This window comes from Rhodobacter sp. TJ_12 (genome assembly GCF_020023995.1).
Lineage (GTDB): Bacteria > Pseudomonadota > Alphaproteobacteria > Rhodobacterales > Rhodobacteraceae > Rhodobacter.
Window position 1 is genome coordinate 1 of the sequence record NZ_NRRD01000034.1, and the last position, 19,134, is coordinate 19,134.

Consider the following 19,134-nt stretch of genomic DNA (forward strand, 5'->3'; position numbering starts at 1 on the left):
CCCCCCCTATCGCCCGCCCTATCGATCGAGCGTCCCGCCCGCGGTTTCGACAAAGTCGATAAGCCGGGGCAGGCACCGGGTCTCAAGATCGTATTTCTCAATGATTGAGGCACGCGCCGCCTGCCGCATCGGCTGATAGCGCTCGGGATTGGCCAAGGCATCGGTCAGCGCCGCCGACCAGCCCTTGATATCGAAGAAATCGACAAGCTTGCCATTCACCCCATCGGTGATCACCTCGCGCAGCGGTGCCGTGTCGGACGCCACGACCATCGCCCCCGCCGCCATCGCCTCCATCAGCGACCAGCTCAGCACGAAAGGATAGGTCAGATAGGCATGCACCCGCCCCAATTGCATGATCGAGATAAAATCGGGATAGGGCACCCGGCCCAGAAAATGCACCCGGTTCAGATCCAGCCGGTCTTTCACCTCGTCGAGGAATTTCTGCTTCCAACTGCCCTCGGGCGGCGCGCCGCCGTAGCTTTGCCCCTCTTCGCCGATGATCAACACCTGCGCCTCTGGCCGCGCGGCCAGCACATCGGGCAGCGCGCGCATGAAGCTGTGATAGCCGCGATAAGGCTCTAAAGAGCGGTTGATGAAGGTCAGCACCTCATCGCCCGCGCGCAACGTCAGATCGGTGCCCGGCACCGTGTAGCTGGCCTGCGGATTGGGCACCAGCCGCGCGGTATCCACCCCGTCATGGCAGATGGTGATCTTGGCGCGCAGCTCGGGCGGGAAGGTCGCGGCCTGAAATTCAGTGGGCGACAGCGCGGCATCGGCCTGCACGATGGATTGGATCAGATGCGCCGCGCGCGCGGTAGTGGAGATCCGATTTTCCAACGCGCTCTTGGCAAATTCCGGGTCGAAATCGGTGTCCAGCCCGGTCGTTTTATACATCAGTTCCGCATAGACCAACAGCTTCGCTTCGGGCCAGACCTCGCGCAAAAACAGCGTCTCGCCCCAGCCGGGATGGCCAAAGATCACATCGGGCACGAAGCCATGCCGCTCGCGCAATTGCCGCGCGGCAAAGGCGGCGCGCATACCCCGTTCGCAAACCTCGGCATACATTTTCGTCAGCCGTGGCTCCAGCTTCACCGCGGCAGGCTTGCGGTATTTGACCACCTGCACCGGCGACGGGCGCTGGTTCGTTTCCGCGGTCAGCGCCAGCACCTGATGGCCGCGCTTGACCAGCGCCGGGGCCAAATGCGGGAATTGCCCCGGGAAATTCTGGTGCACGAACAGGATTTTCATTCCGCCCCCCCGTGGACCGCGCCAGGCCCCAGCGCCGCCGCCATCAGCGCGCGCGTGTAGGCGGTTTTCGGCGCCGCAAACAGCTCGGCGGCTGGCCCCGCCTCGACCACATCGCCTGCCTTCATCACCATGATCTTATGCGACAACGCCCGCACCACACGCAGATCGTGGCTGATAAACAGATAGGCCAGCCCATGCGCGCGCTGCAAATTGCGCAACAGCTCCACGATCTGAACCTGCACCGTCATATCCAGCGCCGAGGTCGGCTCATCCAGCACCACGACACGCGGCCGCAAGATCATCGCGCGGGCAATTGCGATGCGTTGGCGCTGCCCACCCGAAAATTCATGCGGATACCGGCTCATCGCGGCGGGATCGAGGCCCACCTCTTCCATGATCTCGGCCACCATCTCGCGGCGGTTGCGCCCGGGTTCCAGCCCGTGCACGGTCAGCCCCTCGGCGATGATCTGTTCAATCGTCATGCGCGGGGACAAGCTGCCAAACGGGTCTTGGAACACGATCTGCATATCGCGCCGCAAGGGCCGCAACTGCTTTGACTGCCAGCGCGAAATATCTTGCCCCGCATACAGGATCGGGCCGTCGCTTTCGATCAGCCGCATCAACGCAAGCGCCAGTGTCGTCTTGCCCGACCCGCTTTCGCCCACAATCCCCAGTGTCTCCCCCGCGCGCAAAGACAGGCTTGCGGCATTGACCGCTTTCACATGGCCCACGGTGCGGCGCAACAGCCCGCGCTTGACCGGGAACCAGATCTTGAGATTGTCGGTCTGCAACAGGGTTTCGGCCCCGTCGGGGACCGGATCGGCCCTGCCCTGCGGCTCGGCCCCCAAAAGCTTTTTGGTGTAAGGGTGCTGCGGATTGGCAAAAATCTGATCGACCGGGCCTTGCTCGACAATCTCGCCCGCCTGCATCACGCAGACCTTGTCCGCGATGCGGCGCACCACACCCAGGTCATGCGAGATGAACAAAAGGCTCATCCCCAGATCGCGCTTGAGATCGGCCAAAAGATCAAGGATCTGCGCCTGAATCGTCACATCCAGCGCGGTTGTCGGCTCATCGGCCACCAAAAGCTCGGGCCCATTGGCCAGCGCCATGGCAATCATCACCCGCTGGCGCTGCCCGCCCGAAAGCTGATGCGGGTAATCGGCCAGACGGCTTTCGGCATTGGCAATGCCCACATGCTGCAACAGCGCAATGATGCGCGAACGCGCCTCGGCGCCGGTCAGGCCTTGGTGGATACTTAGACTTTCGCCCAATTGCTTTTCAATCGTGTGCAGCGGGTTGAGCGAGGTCATCGGCTCTTGGAAAATAAAGCTGATGTCATTGCCGCGCACATCGCGCAAGGTTCGCTCCTCTGCGCCGACCATTTCACGGCCCAGATAGCGCACCGAACCTTGGGTCTGCGCATTGCCGCCCAAAAGCGCAACGGTGGACAGCGCCGTGACCGATTTGCCAGAGCCAGACTCGCCCACCAAAGCCACGGTTTCGCCCTTGGCGACGGTGAAGCTGACACCTTTCACCGCCGGGATCTGCCGGCCCTCTTGGGTGAAGGTGACACGCAGGTTCTCAACAGACAGAACAGGATCGGAAGCGTGGCTCATTTGAACACCTTGCGCGGGTCGAAGGCGTCGCGCAGCCCCTCGAAGATGAAGACCAGAAGCGACAGCATGGTGGCAAAGGTCACAAAAGCGGTGAAGGCCAGCCAAGGTGCTTGCAGGTGATTTTTTGCCTGAAGCGCCAATTCGCCAAGGCTCGGCGCAGACGAGGGCAGCCCGTAGCCAAGGTAATCCAGCGTCGCAAGGCCGGAGATTGCCCCGGTAATGACAAAGGGCAGCATCGTCAGCGTGGCGACCATCGCATTGGGCAGGATGTGGCGGAACATGATCACCCGGTCACTGACGCCCAAGGCGCGGGCCGCGCGCACATATTCAAAATTACGCGCGCGCAGGAATTCGGCGCGCACCACCCCGGTTAGCGCGGGCCAGCCAAAGAGAATGGTCACAAAAACCAACAGCCAGAAAGACCGCCCCAAGATCGCAAACAAGATGATGATCACGTAAAGCGAGGGGGTGGATTGCCAGATTTCCAGCAAGCGCTGAAAGATCAGATCAACCTTGCCGCCGAAATAGCCCTGAACAGCGCCGGCGGCGATGCCCAAAACCGACGAAGCAAAGGCCACGATCAGCGCAAAAGCGACCGAGATGCGAAAGCCGTAAATCACCCGCGCCGCCACATCGCGCGCGGTGTCATCGGTGCCCAGCCAGTGATCGCGGTCGGGGGCCGAGGGGGCGGTGCCCACATTGTTGATGGTGCGGTAGTGATAGGGGATCGGCGGCCAGATCATCCAGCCGGTTTCCACCGGCGCACCGGCGACCGTGCCTTGGCTTTGCGCCTCTGCCATCACGCCTTCGGGGTCATCCCAACAGGCTTCTGCCCCGCCAGAAACGATCAGGCATTGCACGCCGGGGTCGCGATACACCGCCTCGGTGCGGAAATCGCCGCCAAAGGCGGTTTCGGGGTAAAATTTGGCCACCGGAAAGAAATACTCGCCACGGTATTTCACCACCAGCGGGTGATCGTTGGCGATCAGTTCCGCCCCAAGCGAGGCTATGAACAAAACGCTGAAGAGGATCAGCGAATAAAAGGCGCGGCGATTGGCGCGGAAGTTGCGCCAACGGCGCCGGGCCAGCGGAGAAAGTGCCATCAGCCCGCCCTCTTTTCAAAATCGATGCGCGGATCGACCAGCGTATAGGTGATGTCTGACAATATGCCGATCACCAAAGACACCAGCCCAAAGGCGTAAAGCGAGCCGAACACAAGCGGATAGTCGCGCTCCACCGCCGCCTGATAGCCCAAAAGCCCCAGCCCATCGAGCGAGAAGACCGTTTCAATGATCAGCGAACCGGAAAACAGCACCGACAAAAACAGCCCCGGAAAGCCCGCGATCACGATCAGCATCGCATTACGGAACACATGACCATAAAGCACGCGCCGTTCGGTCAGCCCCTTGGCCCGCGCCGTCATCACATATTGCTTGTTGATCTCATCCAGAAACGAGTTCTTGGTCAGCAGTGTCAGCGTGACAAAACTCGACAGCGTGATCGCCAAAGTCGGCAAGGCGATGTGCCAGAAGTAATCCAGCACCTTGCCGGTGACGCTGAGCGTGTCCCAATCGTCCGAGGTCAGCCCGCGCGCGGGGAAGATCGACAGGAAGCTGCCCCCGGCAAAGAGCACCATCAATAGCACGGCAAACACCAGCGTCGGGATCGCATAGGCCACGATGATCGCCGCCGAGGTCCACGTATCGAAGGCCGTGCCATCCTTGACCGCCTTGCGGATGCCCAGCGGGATCGAGATGAGATAGGCCAAAAGCGTGGACCACAGCCCCAGCGAAATCGACACCGGCAGCTTTTCGATCACCAGTTCCACGACCGATTTGTTTTTGAAGAACGAAGTGCCGAAATCAAAGCGCAGGTAATTTCCCATCATCGTGAAAAACCGCTCGGTCGCCGAGATTTTCTCGGTTCCGCAGGCAGGGTCTTTCAGATCGGGCGTCCCGGTGAAGCCGTCTTCGCAGGCGATGCGGGCAAAGCCCATCTGCACCTCAAGCTGCGCCAGAAGATCGGGGGAGATGCCGCGCGCGCCTTGATACCCGCCCTCGTCCAGCCCCTGACTTTGGCCCGCATCGGCACCGCCGGTGATGTTGCGGGTGGAATCCGCCTCGCCCTGCACGCGGGCGATGATCTGCTCGATCGGCCCGCCGGGGACGAATTGCGTCAGCGCGAAATTGATCAGCATGATGCCGAACAAGGTCGGCAAGACCAGCATCAATCGCCGCAGGATATAGGCGCCCATCGTCTTTTTCTGCCTTGCACTTTTTCAACAAATCCGAAGGGTGGAGGGCTTAAAAAGCCCCTTCCGCTTGCAGTTTTGCGGCCTTTTCGGCGTTATACCACCAGAAGTCCAGCTCGCCCAGCGCATAGGGGGGCATGGTCTCGGGGTGCTCATACATGTCGTAGTAGGCGACGGTATGTTTGTCCTTATACCATTGCGGCACCCAGAAATGCAGCGCGCGCAACACCCGATCCAGCGCATGCACACGGGGCAAAAGCTCGGCTTGGGTCTTGGCCTCTTCGACTTTGCGGATCAGCGCATCCACCACCGGATTTGCGATCCCGGCGGCGTTGAACACATCGCCCACCGCCGCCGATCCGAAATATTGCTGCAAACCAGAGCCGGGGATCAGGTCTTGGCCGAAATGGGTGGTGATCAGATCGAAATCATGGGTGCGGCGGCGGGCTTCGTATTGCGCATCATCGACGCGGGCCATTTTCGCGTCCACGCCCAACGCGCGCAGGTTCTCGATAAAGGGGTTGATCACACGGTCGAAGCTTTGGCTGTCATTGAGGAATTCGACACTCAGCAAAGCGCCTTGGGCATTGCGGCGCATGCCGTCCTCGCCGACTTCCCAGCCCGCTTCATCCAATAGCGCGGCGGCCCGGCGCATGTTGCGCCGATCCAATTGCCGCGCGCCCGAAGTTGGGGCCATTACCACCGGTTCGCGCAGCACGCCTTCGGGCAAATCTGCCGCGAAAGGTTGCAAAAGGTCAATTTCCTCGGGCCCCGGCGTGCCGGTCGCAGCCAGTTCAGAGTTTTCCCAGATCGAGTTAACCCGCGCATAAAGTCCATAAAAAAGCGAGTCATTCGACCATTCGAAGTTGAACATCAGCCCAAGCGCTTCGCGCACCCGAATGTCGGAAAACTTCTCTCGCCGCAGATTGATGGCAAAGGCCTGACCGCTGGCCACATTGCCGTCATGCAGCTCTGCCTTCACCACATGACCTGCCTGCAGCGCCGGGAAATCATATTGCCGCGCCCAGATGATCGAGCTGGTCTCGTTGCGGAAGGTGTAGCTGCCGGTCTTGAACCCTTCGAACGCGGCCTGATAATCGCCGTAATATTCGACCCTTATGCGGTCGAAGTTGTTGCGCCCGATATTGATTGGCAAATCCTCGCCCCAATAATCGGGGTTGCGCTTCCAGACCACGGTGCGCCCATCCTTGGCACTGTCAAAGACATAAGGGCCAGAGCCAATCAGCGCCACCTGCGTGGGCTTGGCCAGATCGATCCCTTCGGCCTCGAACTGCGCCTTGGAAAAGACCGGAAAGCCGCCCGCAAGCTGGATGATGTCGCGCCGGGGCGCCTCGGCGGTGAAGGTGAATTTGATCCGCCGGTCATCCAGCACTTCGGCCCCGGCGATCTGCTGTGCCACCACCGCGCGAAAACTCGACAAGCCCTTGTCGCGCATCTGTTGATAAGAAAACAGCACATCAGCCACGGTCAGCGGCGTGCCGTCGGAAAAGGTGATGCCCTCGCGCAAGGTGAAGATCACCCAATCCTTGCTGTCGGGGTATTCTAGGCTTTCGCACAGCAGGCAATAGGCTTCGCCCACGGTGTCGGCGGTGCCTGTCAGCATCGTTTCCAGCGGTGCGGACGACAGCGCCGCTGCCCGCCCCTCGATCGTGTAGGGGTTGAAATTGTCAAAGGCCCCCGGCGCCCATTCCGAGATTTCACCGCCTTTGGGCGCAGCGGGATTAACGTAGTCAAGATGCGCAAAACCGGGGCCATATTTCACATCGCCCAAGGTGGCGATCGCAGCCGCGGTGATCGTGCCCTCGGCGCGGGCCTGCGCACTAAGCCCGCCCAGAAGCGCCAAGGCCACAAGCCCCGCCCCCAGCATCTGCCGCGCGCCAAGACCTGCTTCCTGCGTGATTGCCGCCGTCACTGCTTTTGCCATGCATCTCTCCCTGTTTTCCCCACTAAAGGGCGTTGCGGCAGCGGGGGCAAGTTGCAATGGCGTGAGAGCGCAAAATCAAAGGGCCGCCCCGGCGGGACGGCCCTGATACATGGATGTCGATGCGCTTATTGCGACAGCGAGTACAGATAGGCGATCACGTTTTCGATCGACTCGGTGTCGTCCTTGAAGCCTTGGAAGGCCATCTTGTTCTTCGGCACTTCGGCTTTCGGCTCGGTCAGATAGGCGGTCAGACGTTCCGCGGTCCAGTAGCCGGTATGGGCTTGCATGGCTTTGGAATATTTGAAGCCTTCGACGGTGGCCGTGGCCCGGCCCACAACGCCATCGAGGTGCGGACCAACGGCGTTCTTGCCGTCGACCTTGTGGCAGGTCTTACAGTTCTTGGCGAAGACTTCTTCGCCCGCTGCCGCATCGCCCACGATGGTGGCCGGATCGATTTCGGTGAACGGATCGAGTTCGACGACGGGCTCTTCTTCCTCGGGCTCGGCAGCCGCCGCCGGCGCCGCCGCGGATTTGGGCGCCGCTTCCGCAAGCACAACATTGGGGTCCATGGCGATCGCACGACCATTTTCGTCGATCGGAACGGACGTCGCCGGACGCGTGTTGAAAAGCGTCGCCGAGGTAAAGGAGATCAATCCGTAGAACACCACCACGCCAAACAGCGTGGCTCCCAATTTCATCATATGCGTCTTGAGCATGGCTCCCCCGCGATTTTGCATTCTATTTTGGCCGTTGCGCGCATCTACGCCCGTCGGGCACGAGATTTCAAGGATCATATACGCTTCGCGCCAGAATCGGCTGCGTCAAATAGAACCGATTGCATGCTTTTGCATGATAGATCGGCACTTTTCCTGCCCCGATGCATGCGCCATAGAGAGAGACAGGCAAAACGGGAGGCGCGCATGGACAAGACGCAACGCGGCCTGATCGCCTTTCAGGGCGAGCTGGGCTCTTATTCGCACGAGGCGGCAAATCGGGCACGCCCGGGCTTTGCCCCCCTGCCCTGCGCCACCTTTGAGGATGTGATCGAAGCCGTGCGTGAAGGCCGCGCCGATCTGGCGATGCTGCCGGTCGAAAACTCCACCTATGGGCGGGTCGCCGATATTCACCGGCTGTTGCCCGAATCCGGCCTGCATATTCTGGATGAACATTTTCTGCGCGTGCGCATCGCGCTGATGAGCCTTGCGGGCACCCCGCTTGAGGCCATCAAACAAGTGCGCGCCCATCTGGTTCTTTTGCCGCAATCGGCACGTTTTTTGCGCACCCATGGCATCACCGGCCATGCCGCGGCCGATAGCGCGGGGGCGGCGTCCGATCTGGCGCGCACGCGCACCCCGGGCGAGGGGGTGCTGGCCTCGGAACTGGCGGCGGACATTCATGGGCTAGAGGTTCTGGCCCGCGATATCGAGGATCATGGCCACAATACCACGCGCTTTTTGGTGATGGGGCGCGACCCGGACCCGCGCGCGCGCGCCGAACGGATGATGACCACCTTTGTCTTTGAGGTGCGCAACATTCCCGCCGCGCTTTATAAGGCGATGGGCGGTTTTGCCACGAATGGCGTGAACATGACCAAGCTGGAAAGCTATATGCTCGACGGCTCTTTCACCGCGACACAGTTTTACGCCGATATCGAAGGGCATCCGGACGATGCGAATGTGAAACTGGCGTTGGATGAATTGCGCTATTTCACTTCGCATATGCATATTTTGGGCACCTACCCCGCTGACCCAAAACGCTACGAATAAAACCAGACATAAAAACCGGGGGCACATGGCCCCCGGACATTTACCCCAAAGACCGTGAGAGGCGCGCGGCCAAAGCTTTGACGGGCTGGGCCTTCGACTTTGTCGAAATATCCCGGGGGTGAATTTGCCCCTTGGGGCAAAGAGGGGGCAGCGCCCCCAAAGCGCCCGACGCGCGGCGGGCTGGCCCGCCCAAGACGGGCGCCGCCCCACCAAGATGGACACGCCGATTTAAGCGGCGCGGGCTTCCAATTCGCGCAAGAAGGCCTTGATGCGCTCATCATAGCGGCGGTCCAGATTGGTCCGGCCCAGCCGCGCCGATTGCAGCAAAAGCCGCGCGCCCAAGGTGCGCGGGCGCACCTCCAGCGCGGTGGCAAGCCGTGTGCGGCCCGGCGCCAATTCGGTAAACTCCAGCGTCAGCGTCAGTTGAAAGCTGGGCGAGGTGCCCGCGTAATCGATACCCGCGTGGCGGTCGAACCGGGTCACATCGACAATCATCTGCCGTTCGCGTCCGCGCAGCATGAAGCCCACATCCCAAGACATGCCCGCGCCCAGCCCCTGCAACGTATCGAGACGGCGCATCGTCACGCCCTTGCGCATCGCCGCCCGTTCGATAGCAGCAATATCGGTCAATTGATCGAAAAGAGGTTCGGCGGCCATCGCCACATCGACGCGGTTCGAAAATTTCATGGCTTTCTCCAGATGCCCGTGCGGCCACGGTCTTGATGCGGCCCGCGCTTCTGCCGTGCTTGGCCCAAGCGAGCCCCCGGTGTCAATTGTCAGCCGTCACATCCACCGCCAAGCCAATCCGAAAGCATCCAGCGCGCCACGGTTCCGGGCCGTGCGGCGCGGATTTCGCTATCCGCGCCCGCATAGATCCGTGCCAGCCGATCGCGCGGCACCCAAAGCGCCGCCTCGATCTCGGCGGGGTCAGGGGTGATCGCGTCGCTTTCGGCTTCGCCCGCACAGCCCAGCATCAGCGAGCCGGGAAAGGGCCATGGCTGTGCCGCCAAAAACCGCACCGCGCCGACCCGAATGCCGGTTTCCTCCAACACTTCGCGCCGCACCGCCATTTCGGGGGTTTCGCCCGGCTCCATAAAGCCCGCCGGGCAGGAATACATCCCCTCGGGCCAGCCCGGCGAGCGCGCCAAAAGCACCCGGTCTTGATGGGTGATGCGCATGATCACCACCGGATCAGTGCGGGGAAAATGGCTGGCCCCGCAGCTTGGGCAATTGCGCTGCCAGCCCGCCTGCGCGCTCAGACTCGGCGTGCCGCAGGCGGCACAAAACCCATGCGTGCCATGCCAGGCGATCAGCGCCCGCGCGGTGGCGGCGATTTCCCCGGACAGCGGGCAAAGCCGCACCAATGCGCCCCGCAGATCGGCCCATTCCGCCCCCGGCGGCGTCTGCAACGCCGCGCTTTCGGGTAGATCAAGTGCGAAAACCGGCGTGCCGTGCACAAGCCCCAAAAACACCGCCGCGCCCACATGGCTTTGGCGCAGCGTATCGCCCGCGCGCAAAGCATATAGCCCCGCGCCAATCACCGGATCGGGCGCCGCCCCCTCGGGCGCAAGCAATGCGGCCCCTTGGCAAAACGCAACAAAACGCGCCTCGGGCTGCGCCTGCATGTCCGCCAACGCCGCAAGATCGCCGCGCAGATGCGCCGCGCGCTCCAGCCCCGCGCCCGCGCGCGCCCCGACAAAGGCCATGGCCTCTTTCTGATCCGTCTGCACCATCGACGCCCTATTCCTTATTCGCCCGCATGGCATGCCCGCGGGCCTCGCCGGCCCGCTTGGCTTGTCGCACTTCGGGCGGGGCTTGGCCAGAGCGGCAGATGGGGCAGATTCGCTGCCGTTTCCGGCACACTCTTTACTGAATAGCCCAAAAAACAGGCAGTCGCCGCGATTTTGCTCAGCCGCCGCACAGAGTGCCCCCTTTTGCCGCATCTTAAGGCACGCGCCCCTTTCGCAGGCCCAGACTGCGCGCAAGCATTGCCCAAACCAAAACCAACAGGGGATACATCATGTTCCACCGCCTTGGCCTGTGCGCGGCGCTTTTGCTGACCGCCTCGCCTCTTGCCGCCGAAACCGCTATGCCTTTTGCGCTCGATTGGAAATTCGAGGGCCCGGCTGCGCCCTATGTGCTGGCGGTCGACAAAGGCTATTACGCGGCCGAGGGGCTGGAGGTGACGGTGACCGAAGGTGCGGGCTCGCTTGATGCGATCCCAAAAGTGGCCACCGGCGCCTATCCGGTGGGCTTCACCGACATCAACAGCTTGATGAAATTCCTCGATCAAAACCCCGGCGCGCCGGTCAAAGCGGTGATGATGATCTATGACAAGCCGCCCTTTGCCGTGGTGGGGCGCAAATCCTTGGGCGTGGAAACCCCCGCCGATCTGGAAGGCAAAGTGCTGGGCGCGCCGCCGCCGGATGGCGCTTGGGCGCAATTCCCGATCTTTGCGGCCGAAAACGGGCTTGATATGGACAAGATCACCGTAGAGCCCGTGGGCTTTCCGGTGCGCGAGCCGATGCTGGCCGAGGGCAAGGTGGATGCGATCACCGGCTTTTCCTTCACCTCGACGCTGAATGCCGAACGTCTGGGCGTGCCCGCCGATGACGTGAGCCTGATCTTGATGGCCGATTATGGTGTGGCGCTTTACGGCAATGCGATCATCGTCAACACCGATTTCGCTGCGGAAAATGGCGATGCCGTGACCGGCTTCCTGCGCGCCACGGCGATGGGCTGGAAAGACGCGATTGCAGATCCGGCAACCGCCGTGGAAGCGTTGGTGGGCAAGAACCCCGCCGCCGATGCCGCGCTGGAAGAGCGCCGTCTGAGCCTTTCGATCGAGGGCAATGTGCTGACCGATTACGTCAAGGAAAACGGCTTCGGCGGTGTGGATGCGGACCGGTTCGCGAAGGCGATCGATCAGCTTTCGACCACCTATGAATTCACCACCAAACCGGCGATGGGCGATATTTTCGATGCGTCCTTCCTGCCGACGGATGGCAGCCTGAGCCTGCAATAAGACCACGCGATGTGGTCATAGGGGCGGCGCGGCCTTGTTCCTTCCGCCGTGTCGCCCCGACGAATTCCGGGCCGCGCGTCATGCGCGCCCGATGCCTTTGGGGCCTGCATGACAAAATTCATAGATATCAAGGGCGTGAAGCACGCCTATCGGACGAAGAACGGCCCGCTTCCGGTTCTGGACGGGCTGGATATCGAGGTGCCCGAGGGCACCTTTTGCGCCGTCGTCGGCCCCTCGGGTTGCGGGAAATCCACGCTGACCCGGCTGGTTTCGGGGCTGATGAAACCCGATGCAGGCGCGGTGGTCTTGGCCGGCGAAGAGGTGGCAAGCCCGCGCAAAACCGTGGGCATGGCGTTTCAAAACCCGGTCATGTTGGAATGGCGCACGATTTTGCAAAACGTGATGCTGCCCTTGGAAATCGTCGCCCCCGGCATGGCAAAAGCGCAGGCCGAGGGACGCGCGGCGCATCTGCTGGAAATGGTCGGGCTGAAGGGGTTTGAGCACAAAAAACCCTCGGAACTGTCGGGCGGGATGCGCCAGCGTGCGAGCCTGTGCCGCGCCTTGGTGCATAAGCCGCAAGTTCTCATCATGGATGAACCCTTTGGCGCGCTCGATAACTTCACCCGCGAAGACCTTTGGCAAACGATGCGCGATCTGCGCGCGGCAGAGCCCTTTACTTGCGTGCTGATCACCCATGATCTGCGCGAAAGCGTGTTCTTGGGCGATCAGGTGGTGGTGCTCTCGGGGCGGCCCGCGCGCACGCAATATGTGCTGGATGTGGATCTGCCTGCCGACCGCAAGATCGATATTTTGTATGAACCCAAAGCCGTGGACATGCTGCACCTGCTGCGAGACCAGATCCGCATGGCACAGGGGCGCGACGGAGACATGCACTGATGGAAACCGCGCAAAAAATCCTTGTGCCCTTGATGGCGATCTTGATCTTTTTGGGCCTGTGGGAGGCGCTGGTCTGGATCAACGGCTGGCCAGATTACAAAATGGCCTCGCCTTCCGATCTGCCACCCGCCTTTATCAAATATAAGGCGCTTTTCATCTCGGGCGGGTGGGAAACTTCGTGGCGCACCGTGGCCGGGCTGGTGCTGGCGGTCATTTTCGGCACCGGGCTGGGCATGATCATGGGCTTTTCCAAGATCGCCCGTGCCGGGCTTTACCCGCTGCTGGTCGGATTTAATGCGATCCCGAAGGCGACACTGGTGCCGGTGATCGCGCTGGTGTTCATTGGGCAATATGACTTCAACACCGTTTTGATGGCGTTCTTGATCTCGTTCTTCCCGATTGCGGTCTCGGTCGGCATTGGGCTTTCGACGCTGGAACCCGAATACCGCGATATTCTGGCCGCCCTTGGGGCCTCCAAATTCACGATTTTCCGCAAGATCGCGCTGCCCAAAACCCTGCCGGAATTTTTTGGCGCACTAAAGGTTTCGGTCACGCTGGCGTTCATCGGCACCAATCTGGTGGAAATCGTCAGCCCGCATGGGCGGGGCTTGGGGGCGCTGTTCCTGTCGGGTCAAACAAACTCCGACTATCCGCTGATGTTTGCCGTTTTGATCGCGCTCGCCGCGCTGGGGATCGTGCTTTATTATGCCGTGGTCGCGCTGGAGCGGATTTTCGCAGGCTGGGCCGAACGCAGCCCGGGGTGACCCGCACGCCAACCGACACAACTTCCAAGGCCCAGGCATTTTGCCCGGGCCTTAGCGTTTCGCGGCGAAGAAGTCCTTGAGCAGTTTCTCGGCAGGTTCAGCGGCAATCCCGTCATAGACCTCGGGCACATGATGGCATTGGGAATGGGCAAAAATCCTCGGGCCTTGCGCCACGCCGCCCGATTTTGGGTCCGCCGCGCCGTAATAGACCCGCGCGATCCGAGCGTTTGAAATGGCCGCCGCACACATCGGGCAAGGTTCCAGCGTCACATAAAGATCATGCCCCGGCAGCCGCTCGGACCCCGCCGCCGCGCAAGCCGCGCGCATCGCCAGAATTTCGGCATGCGCCGTGGGGTCGCAAAGTTCGCGCGTGCGGTTGCCTGCGCGCGCGACCACCGCACCCGAAGGCGCAACCACCACCGCGCCCACCGGCACCTCGCCCCGGCCTGCTGCCGCGCGCGCCTCGGCCAGCGCTTCATTCATATAGCTGCGAAATGTCATCCCCCTTCATCGCCCGCAAAGCATTCCCCATCAAGCCGCTTTCCAAGCGCATGCGAAAGGTGTAGCAGGGTGCCTTCGCCCGCGATGGTCGCGCGCCCCCTCCCCTTGAAGGATCAGATATGGCTGATGCCCCCAATCTCCCCGAATCCGCTGAACGTATTGCCAAAGTGATCGCCCGCTCTGGCGTGGCCTCGCGCCGCGATGCCGAGAAAATGATTCTCGCAGGCCGTGTCGCTGTGAATGGCAAGCGGATCGAAAGCCCCGCGCTTGACGTGCTGCCCAATGACAAAGTGGCGATTGACGGCAAGCCGATTGATGCGCCGCAAGAAACCCGGCTGTGGCTGTATTATAAACCCCTTGGCCTTGTGACGACCGAGAAGGACGAACAAGGCCGCCGCACGATTTTTGATGAAATGCCCGAGGGAATGCCGCGCGTTTTGAACGTGGGCCGGCTCGACCTCAACTCCGAAGGTCTGTTGTTGCTGACCAATGATGGTGGGTTGAAGCGGCGGCTGGAACTGCCCGAAACTGGCTGGCTGCGCAAATACCGCGTGCGGGTGAATGGCCGCCCCATGTCCGACACATTTAATCCGCTGCGCGCGGGCCTGACGATTGACGGCGAAGATTTCCAGCCGATGGAAGTTTCGCTCGACCGTCAGCAAGGCGCGAATGCGTGGCTGACCGTGGGCATTCGTGAGGGCAAGAACCGCGAAATTCGCCGCGCCATGGCCGAGGTCGGGATGACGGTGAACCGGCTCATTCGCGTCAGCTACGGCCCGTTCCGGCTCAATGACATGCAGCCGGGCGATGTGATGGAAGTGAAGCGCAAATTGCTGCGCGATCAATTGGGCGACCGGCTGCTGTTTGGCATTGAAGACGGCAAACCCTCGCGCACGGAACGTGAAGAGGCGCGCGGCGCCCGCCGTGGCCCACGCCCCGCAGGGAAAGGCGATTTCAAACCGCGCGACGCGCGCGGCGAGGGCGATGAGGCGCCCAAGAAAGGCTTTGGCCGACAGCGCGATTTTGCCGATGGCTCGGACCCGAAGGCCCGCAAGCCGCGCGCCTTTGGCTCGAAATCGCATCACGATGATGATCGCATACCTTTTACCCGTCGCGAAGATGGGGAGCGCAAGCCCTTCGCCCGTCGGGACGACGGGGACCGCAAGCCCTTTGGCCGCCGTGACGAGGGCGAGGGCAAGCGCCCGTTCAAGCCGCGCTTTGATGGCGAGAAAAAGCCCTTTGGCAAACGCGACGAGGGCGACCGCAAACCCTATGCACGGCGCGAAGATGGCGAGCGCAAACCTTACCAGCGCCGCGAAGACGGCGAGGGCAACCGCTCCTTCAAGCCGCGTTTTGATGGCGAGAAAAAGCCCTATGGAAAGCGCGACGAAGGCGACCGCAAGCCCTTCAACCGGCGTGAGGATGGAGACCGCAAACCCTATGCCCGCCGCGAAGACGGCGACCGGAAACCTTACGCGAAACGCGAAGATGGAGACCGCAAGCCCTATGCGAAACGCGAGGATGGTGAGCGCAAACCTTACCCGCGCCGCGACGATGGGGACCGTAAGCCCTACCAGCGCCGCGAAGATGGCGAGCGCAAACCCTATGGCGGCCGTTCAGGCGGCGACAAGCCGGGCTTCAAATCGGCGGGTTTCAAAAGCCATGGCGGCAAACCCGGTGGCAAGCCGCGCTCGGAAGGGTTCAAAAGCCACGGTGACGGCGCGCGCAGGGGCGGCGATTTCAAACCCGGCGGCTTTAAAAGTGGGCCCAAAGGCGCCCCCAAAGGCGGCGGGAACAAGGGCGGCGGGCGCGGCCCGAAACGCGACTGATCGCGAAACCAGATGAACAGGGCGGGGCAACACCCCGCCCTTTGTTTATGCCCTGCCCCTTTCCTTGCGCCGCGCCCGTGCTTACCTTCACGCAAAGCACCCGAGAGCCGGAGGCCCCATGTCGCGCAAGACGCTCCAAAGCATTGCCTTTTATCTGCTGGTCGCGCTGACCTTTTCCGTCGCGCTGAAAGGCACGGTCTAAGATGGCGCAGCGATACGGCGGCAAATATTCCCCCACCCCGCAAAGTGCCCCCAAAGGCTATGCGGGGGTTGCCCCTGACCGGCTGCCAGAAACCGGGCCAAGCCACCCGATGACACGCCGTTTGGTCTGGATCGCCGTGGCGGCGGTGCCGTTTCTTTTCAATGCCTTTGGGGGTGGCCCGGTGGCGCTGGCCCGGGGTCTGGGTGGCTTCGGATTGGTGGCTGGCGCGGTCTTTTTGATCCGCGAGGGGCTGAAGGCCGAGGCTGCTTGGGCTGCGCGCAAGGTCGCCCGTCGCCCTGCCCTGCCCCGCAAGGCGCTGGGGGCGGTGGTGCTGGGCCTTGGGCTGGCCACCGGGGCGCAAGCTCCCGAAATGGGAATATTTGGGGCCGCGGTCGTGGGCGGGATCGGCGCAGCGCTCGCGCTTTTTGCCTTTGGCCTTGATCCGATGCGCGACAAGGGGATGGACGGCATCGACCCGTTTCAGCAAGACCGCGTCGCCAAAGTGGTGGCCGCAGGGGAAGGACATCTGGACGCGATGCGCGAAGCCGTCGCGCGCGCGGGCGATGCGCGGCTGACCGCGCGGGTGGCGCGTTTTGCCGAGACCGCGCGGGCCCTGTTTCGCGCCGTCGAAGACGACCCGGGTGATTTAAGCGCAGCGCGGCGCTACATGACGGTCTATCTGTCTGGCGCTCGGGACGCGGCGGTCAAATTCGCCGATCTGTGGACGCGCAGCCGCGACGCCAAGGCGCGCGCGGATTTCGAAGCGCTGCTGGACGATCTGGAGGCGAATTATACCGCGCGCACCGCCAAGCTGATGGAAGATGGCCGCGAAGGGCTTGAAATTGAAATAGAAGTTTTGCGCGAACGGTTGGCACGCGAGGGACTTGCGACGCCCCCCGACACGCTTGGCTAAGCGCAAATCCCGTTTCCATGCCGGAAACCGAGCGTTTTTTGCGGCCCCAAAATTCACCCTGTCCGAGCCACATTCTGGCCCCGCTTCGACGCGAGTTTGGCGAAAAATCCGGCAGGTCTACCATGTTCAAAACTCTTCCGCCCCCCGTTGTCTCGATGGCATTTGCCCTCGGACTTTCGGCCTTTGTCGCGCTGGGTGCCGATGCGGCCCAGACCGGCCCCGAAACGATGACCAATATGCCCTGGGCGCTAGCAGGTTTTTTGCGCGGCACGGCGGTGTTTTTTCTGGCCCCGGCAGCGGTGGCGGCGGTGCTGTGGCATCGCGCCCTGATCCGCCATGGACATGCGCTGATGCTACGCCTGTCGATCCGGCTGCCGGCCTTGCGCCCGCAGCGCGCCCCCGCGCCCGAGGCGGCACCGCTTGCCCCGGCCAAACATCTGGCGGCCGGTGGCAGCATCGATCACGCGGTGAAACTGCGCATGACCGAGGTGCACCGGCAATTGCGCGCCTTGGCGCCCGAGCTTTTGCCGGTTTTTGCCGATTGCCGCGCGGCGCAGGCGCGCCTTGCCGCCGAAATTCGGCGCGGGGGCGCGACTGGGGTCGAGACCGGCGCCGAGGCCGAACAGCTTCTGATCGGCGGGTTGGTGCAGATCGAAACCGCGACGCGCAAACTTTCGCTTGTCCTTAGCACCACGACGAAGGAACATGCCTTAGGCAACTTCGCGGATACGCTTGAAAAACTGACAAGCGAGACGTTGGATTGCCTTGTGACGCTGCGCGCCCGCGCCAAGGGGGCACCGCAGGGGATGCAGATCGGGGGCGCGGCGCAGAACGCCTAAGCAGCGCCCCCAAACGGGGGTGAAGCATGACCGAGACTGTCCGCGCAAAGGCTGCCCAAGCCGGTGCCGAAATCGAGACTGTGGCTGCCGTAACGCTGCCGGAACCGGCCGCGGATCTGGTGGCACTTGATGCCGCGCCGGACCCGGTGGCCGCCGATATTCGCACCCGAATGGCCGAAATCGACATCGCCGATACCGGATCGATCGTGCAATTCGGTGCGCGCGCGCAGACCGAATTGCAAGCGATCAGCCAAGAAATGCTGGCCGATGTGAAAACCAAGGATCTGGGCGCGGCGGGGGACAGCCTCAGCGCCATGGTAAGCGCGTTGCGCGGCTTTTCCGAGGGTGAGCTGGACGTGCGCCGCAAACGCTCGCTTTGGGAAAAGATCACCGGGCGCGCCGCACCCTTCGCGCGCTTTTTGGCGCGCTACGAACAGGTGCAAAGCCAGATCGACACGATCACCGACACGCTTTTGCGCCATGAACAACGGCTGCTGATCGACATCAAGGCGCTGGATCGTCTTTATGACAAGACCTTGAAATTCTATGATGAACTGGCGCTTTACATCGCGGCGGGCGACGCCAAGCTGGCCGAGATCGATGCCGAGATGATCCCCGCGAAAGAGGCTGCAGTCGCCGCCGCGCCCGAGGCCGAACAGGTGCTGCGCGCGCAAGAATTGCGCGATCTGCGCGCCGCGCGCGATGATCTGGAACGCCGGGTGCATGATTTAAAGCTGACCCGCCAGGTCACGATGCAATCTCTGCCCTCGATCCGGCTTGTGCAAGAAAACGATAAAAGCCTGATCACAAAGATCAATTCTACGCTCGTCAACACCGTGCCGCTGTGGGAAACGCAGCTTGCGCAGGCGGTGACCATTCAACGCTCGGCCGAGGCGGCGGCGGCGGTCAAGGAAGCCTCCGATTTGACGAACGAGCTTTTGACCGCCAATGCCACGACCCTGCGCACGGCAAATCAGGTTGTGCGCACGGAAATGGAACGCGGCGTCTTTGACATTGCCGCCGTGAAGGCCGCCAACGAAGAACTGATCGCCACGATTGAGGATAGCCTGCGGATCGCCGATGAAGGCAAACGGATGCGCGCCGAGGCCGAAACCGAACTGGTCCGGCTGGAAGGCGCGTTGCGCGACACGCTCGCTTCGGCGCGGGCGAAACCGGCGCAGGGCTGAGCATGGGCGGGGCCGCGATCCGGCATAGAGGGCATTGGGCAAGAGATTTGGCCCGGGGGGTGGGCACGGCGGCGCTGTGTCTGGCGCTGTCGGGCTGCATCGATCCCCCGGGGAGCCTGCGCAATTCCCCGCGCCCGGCCCCGGCCCC

The 19,134-nt window shown here is 62.4% G+C and carries 17 protein-coding genes; 8 read left to right on the top strand and 9 right to left on the bottom strand.

Going from position 1 to position 19,134, the window contains the following annotated elements; translation table 11 throughout:
* Positions 1 to 18: 18 nt before the first annotated feature.
* The 6 genes from CKO11_RS16515 to CKO11_RS16540 form a co-directional block, all read right to left on the bottom strand.
* Complete coding sequence (locus CKO11_RS16515; RefSeq protein WP_223641261.1) at positions 19 to 1,248, bottom strand: glycosyltransferase; 1,230 nt, start codon at positions 1,246 to 1,248, stop codon at positions 19 to 21.
* The gene (locus tag CKO11_RS16520) at positions 1,245 to 2,867 is read right to left on the bottom strand and encodes an ABC transporter ATP-binding protein (RefSeq protein ID WP_223641264.1); all 1,623 of its coding nucleotides are present in this window, start codon (positions 2,865 to 2,867) and stop codon (positions 1,245 to 1,247) included. The genes CKO11_RS16515 and CKO11_RS16520 overlap by 4 nt, the downstream gene beginning before the upstream one ends.
* Positions 2,864 to 3,970: an ABC transporter permease gene (locus tag CKO11_RS16525; RefSeq protein ID WP_223641266.1), complete on the bottom strand. Its 1,107-nt coding sequence runs from the start codon at positions 3,968 to 3,970 to the stop codon at positions 2,864 to 2,866. The genes CKO11_RS16520 and CKO11_RS16525 overlap by 4 nt, the downstream gene beginning before the upstream one ends.
* The gene (locus tag CKO11_RS16530; protein WP_223641268.1) at positions 3,970 to 5,121 is read right to left on the bottom strand and encodes a microcin C ABC transporter permease YejB; all 1,152 of its coding nucleotides are present in this window, start codon (positions 5,119 to 5,121) and stop codon (positions 3,970 to 3,972) included. The genes CKO11_RS16525 and CKO11_RS16530 overlap by 1 nt, the downstream gene beginning before the upstream one ends.
* Before the next feature lie 49 nt (positions 5,122 to 5,170).
* Positions 5,171 to 7,006, bottom strand: a complete 1,836-nt coding sequence (locus tag CKO11_RS16535; protein WP_411742023.1) for an extracellular solute-binding protein — start codon at positions 7,004 to 7,006, stop codon at positions 5,171 to 5,173.
* 182 nt (positions 7,007 to 7,188) lie between these two features.
* Positions 7,189 to 7,761 carry a c-type cytochrome gene (locus CKO11_RS16540; RefSeq protein ID WP_223641272.1) on the bottom strand — a complete coding sequence of 191 codons (573 nt, stop codon included), beginning with the start codon at positions 7,759 to 7,761 and terminating at the stop codon, positions 7,189 to 7,191.
* A 222-nt stretch (positions 7,762 to 7,983) separates the two neighbouring features.
* Between CKO11_RS16540 and CKO11_RS16545 the strand changes: the two genes are divergently transcribed.
* A complete protein-coding gene (locus tag CKO11_RS16545; RefSeq protein ID WP_223641275.1) occupies positions 7,984 to 8,829 on the top strand; it encodes a prephenate dehydratase in 846 nt (281 codons plus the stop codon).
* A gap of 228 nt (positions 8,830 to 9,057) precedes the next feature.
* Here the strand turns inward: CKO11_RS16545 and CKO11_RS16550 are convergent, their stop codons facing one another.
* Positions 9,058 to 9,516 (bottom strand): hypothetical protein, encoded by a 459-nt coding sequence (locus CKO11_RS16550; RefSeq protein ID WP_223641278.1) that lies wholly within the window; start codon positions 9,514 to 9,516, stop codon positions 9,058 to 9,060.
* Positions 9,517 to 9,605: 89 nt separating this feature from the next.
* Positions 9,606 to 10,562: an NAD(+) diphosphatase gene (nudC, locus tag CKO11_RS16555; protein WP_223641281.1), complete on the bottom strand. Its 957-nt coding sequence runs from the start codon at positions 10,560 to 10,562 to the stop codon at positions 9,606 to 9,608.
* Between the two features lie 287 nt (positions 10,563 to 10,849).
* Here nudC and CKO11_RS16560 point away from each other — a divergent pair, with 287 nt between their 5' ends.
* The 3 genes from CKO11_RS16560 to CKO11_RS16570 all read left to right on the top strand — a co-directional run bounded on the left by CKO11_RS16560 (position 10,850) and on the right by CKO11_RS16570 (position 13,515).
* On the top strand, positions 10,850 to 11,854 hold the full coding sequence (locus CKO11_RS16560) for an ABC transporter substrate-binding protein (RefSeq protein WP_223641284.1): 1,005 nt from the start codon (positions 10,850 to 10,852) through the stop codon (positions 11,852 to 11,854).
* Between the two features lie 108 nt (positions 11,855 to 11,962).
* Positions 11,963 to 12,751: an ABC transporter ATP-binding protein gene (locus CKO11_RS16565; RefSeq protein WP_223641287.1), complete on the top strand. Its 789-nt coding sequence runs from the start codon at positions 11,963 to 11,965 to the stop codon at positions 12,749 to 12,751.
* A complete protein-coding gene (locus tag CKO11_RS16570) occupies positions 12,751 to 13,515 on the top strand; it encodes an ABC transporter permease (RefSeq protein WP_223641290.1) in 765 nt (254 codons plus the stop codon). Before CKO11_RS16565 ends, CKO11_RS16570 begins: the two co-directional genes overlap by 1 nt.
* Before the next feature lie 51 nt (positions 13,516 to 13,566).
* On the opposite strand, the gene CKO11_RS16575 is transcribed toward CKO11_RS16570, so the two are convergent.
* Entirely contained in the window at positions 13,567 to 14,016 is a 450-nt protein-coding gene (locus tag CKO11_RS16575) for a nucleoside deaminase (protein ID WP_223641292.1), read from the bottom strand.
* A gap of 119 nt (positions 14,017 to 14,135) precedes the next feature.
* On the opposite strand from CKO11_RS16575, the gene CKO11_RS16580 reads away from it, so the two are divergent.
* The 4 genes from CKO11_RS16580 to CKO11_RS16595 all read left to right on the top strand — a co-directional run bounded on the left by CKO11_RS16580 (position 14,136) and on the right by CKO11_RS16595 (position 18,986).
* A complete protein-coding gene (locus CKO11_RS16580; protein WP_223641295.1) occupies positions 14,136 to 15,845 on the top strand; it encodes a pseudouridine synthase in 1,710 nt (569 codons plus the stop codon).
* Positions 15,846 to 16,048: 203 nt separating this feature from the next.
* On the top strand, positions 16,049 to 16,960 hold the full coding sequence (locus CKO11_RS16585) for a 5-bromo-4-chloroindolyl phosphate hydrolysis family protein (RefSeq protein WP_223641298.1): 912 nt from the start codon (positions 16,049 to 16,051) through the stop codon (positions 16,958 to 16,960).
* A gap of 122 nt (positions 16,961 to 17,082) precedes the next feature.
* A complete protein-coding gene (locus tag CKO11_RS16590; protein WP_223641301.1) occupies positions 17,083 to 17,799 on the top strand; it encodes a hypothetical protein in 717 nt (238 codons plus the stop codon).
* A gap of 26 nt (positions 17,800 to 17,825) precedes the next feature.
* Positions 17,826 to 18,986 carry a toxic anion resistance protein gene (locus CKO11_RS16595; RefSeq protein ID WP_223641303.1) on the top strand — a complete coding sequence of 387 codons (1,161 nt, stop codon included), beginning with the start codon at positions 17,826 to 17,828 and terminating at the stop codon, positions 18,984 to 18,986.
* The last annotated feature ends 148 nt before the right edge of the window (positions 18,987 to 19,134 follow it).

Bases quoted from the DNA above. Each gene is read 5' to 3' on its own strand.
- CKO11_RS16585 (WP_223641298.1), top strand. From the start codon at position 16,049: ATGGCGCAGCGATACGGCGGCAAATATTCCCCCACCCCGCAAAGTGCC.
- CKO11_RS16575 (WP_223641292.1), bottom strand. From the start codon at position 14,016: ATGACATTTCGCAGCTATATGAATGAAGCGCTGGCCGAGGCGCGCGCG.
- CKO11_RS16550 (WP_223641278.1), bottom strand. From the start codon at position 9,516: ATGAAATTTTCGAACCGCGTCGATGTGGCGATGGCCGCCGAACCTCTT.
- CKO11_RS16590 (WP_223641301.1), top strand. From the start codon at position 17,083: ATGTTCAAAACTCTTCCGCCCCCCGTTGTCTCGATGGCATTTGCCCTC.
- CKO11_RS16560 (WP_223641284.1), top strand. From the start codon at position 10,850: ATGTTCCACCGCCTTGGCCTGTGCGCGGCGCTTTTGCTGACCGCCTCG.
- CKO11_RS16580 (WP_223641295.1), top strand. From the start codon at position 14,136: ATGGCTGATGCCCCCAATCTCCCCGAATCCGCTGAACGTATTGCCAAA.
- CKO11_RS16540 (WP_223641272.1), bottom strand. From the start codon at position 7,761: ATGAAATTGGGAGCCACGCTGTTTGGCGTGGTGGTGTTCTACGGATTG.
- CKO11_RS16520 (WP_223641264.1), bottom strand. From the start codon at position 2,867: ATGAGCCACGCTTCCGATCCTGTTCTGTCTGTTGAGAACCTGCGTGTC.
- CKO11_RS16515 (WP_223641261.1), bottom strand. From the start codon at position 1,248: ATGAAAATCCTGTTCGTGCACCAGAATTTCCCGGGGCAATTCCCGCAT.
- CKO11_RS16545 (WP_223641275.1), top strand. From the start codon at position 7,984: ATGGACAAGACGCAACGCGGCCTGATCGCCTTTCAGGGCGAGCTGGGC.
- CKO11_RS16525 (WP_223641266.1), bottom strand. From the start codon at position 3,970: ATGGCACTTTCTCCGCTGGCCCGGCGCCGTTGGCGCAACTTCCGCGCC.
- CKO11_RS16570 (WP_223641290.1), top strand. From the start codon at position 12,751: ATGGAAACCGCGCAAAAAATCCTTGTGCCCTTGATGGCGATCTTGATC.
- CKO11_RS16595 (WP_223641303.1), top strand. From the start codon at position 17,826: ATGACCGAGACTGTCCGCGCAAAGGCTGCCCAAGCCGGTGCCGAAATC.
- CKO11_RS16565 (WP_223641287.1), top strand. From the start codon at position 11,963: ATGACAAAATTCATAGATATCAAGGGCGTGAAGCACGCCTATCGGACG.
- CKO11_RS16535 (WP_411742023.1), bottom strand. From the start codon at position 7,006: ATGCTGGGGGCGGGGCTTGTGGCCTTGGCGCTTCTGGGCGGGCTTAGT.
- CKO11_RS16530 (WP_223641268.1), bottom strand. From the start codon at position 5,121: ATGGGCGCCTATATCCTGCGGCGATTGATGCTGGTCTTGCCGACCTTG.
- nudC (WP_223641281.1), bottom strand. From the start codon at position 10,562: ATGGTGCAGACGGATCAGAAAGAGGCCATGGCCTTTGTCGGGGCGCGC.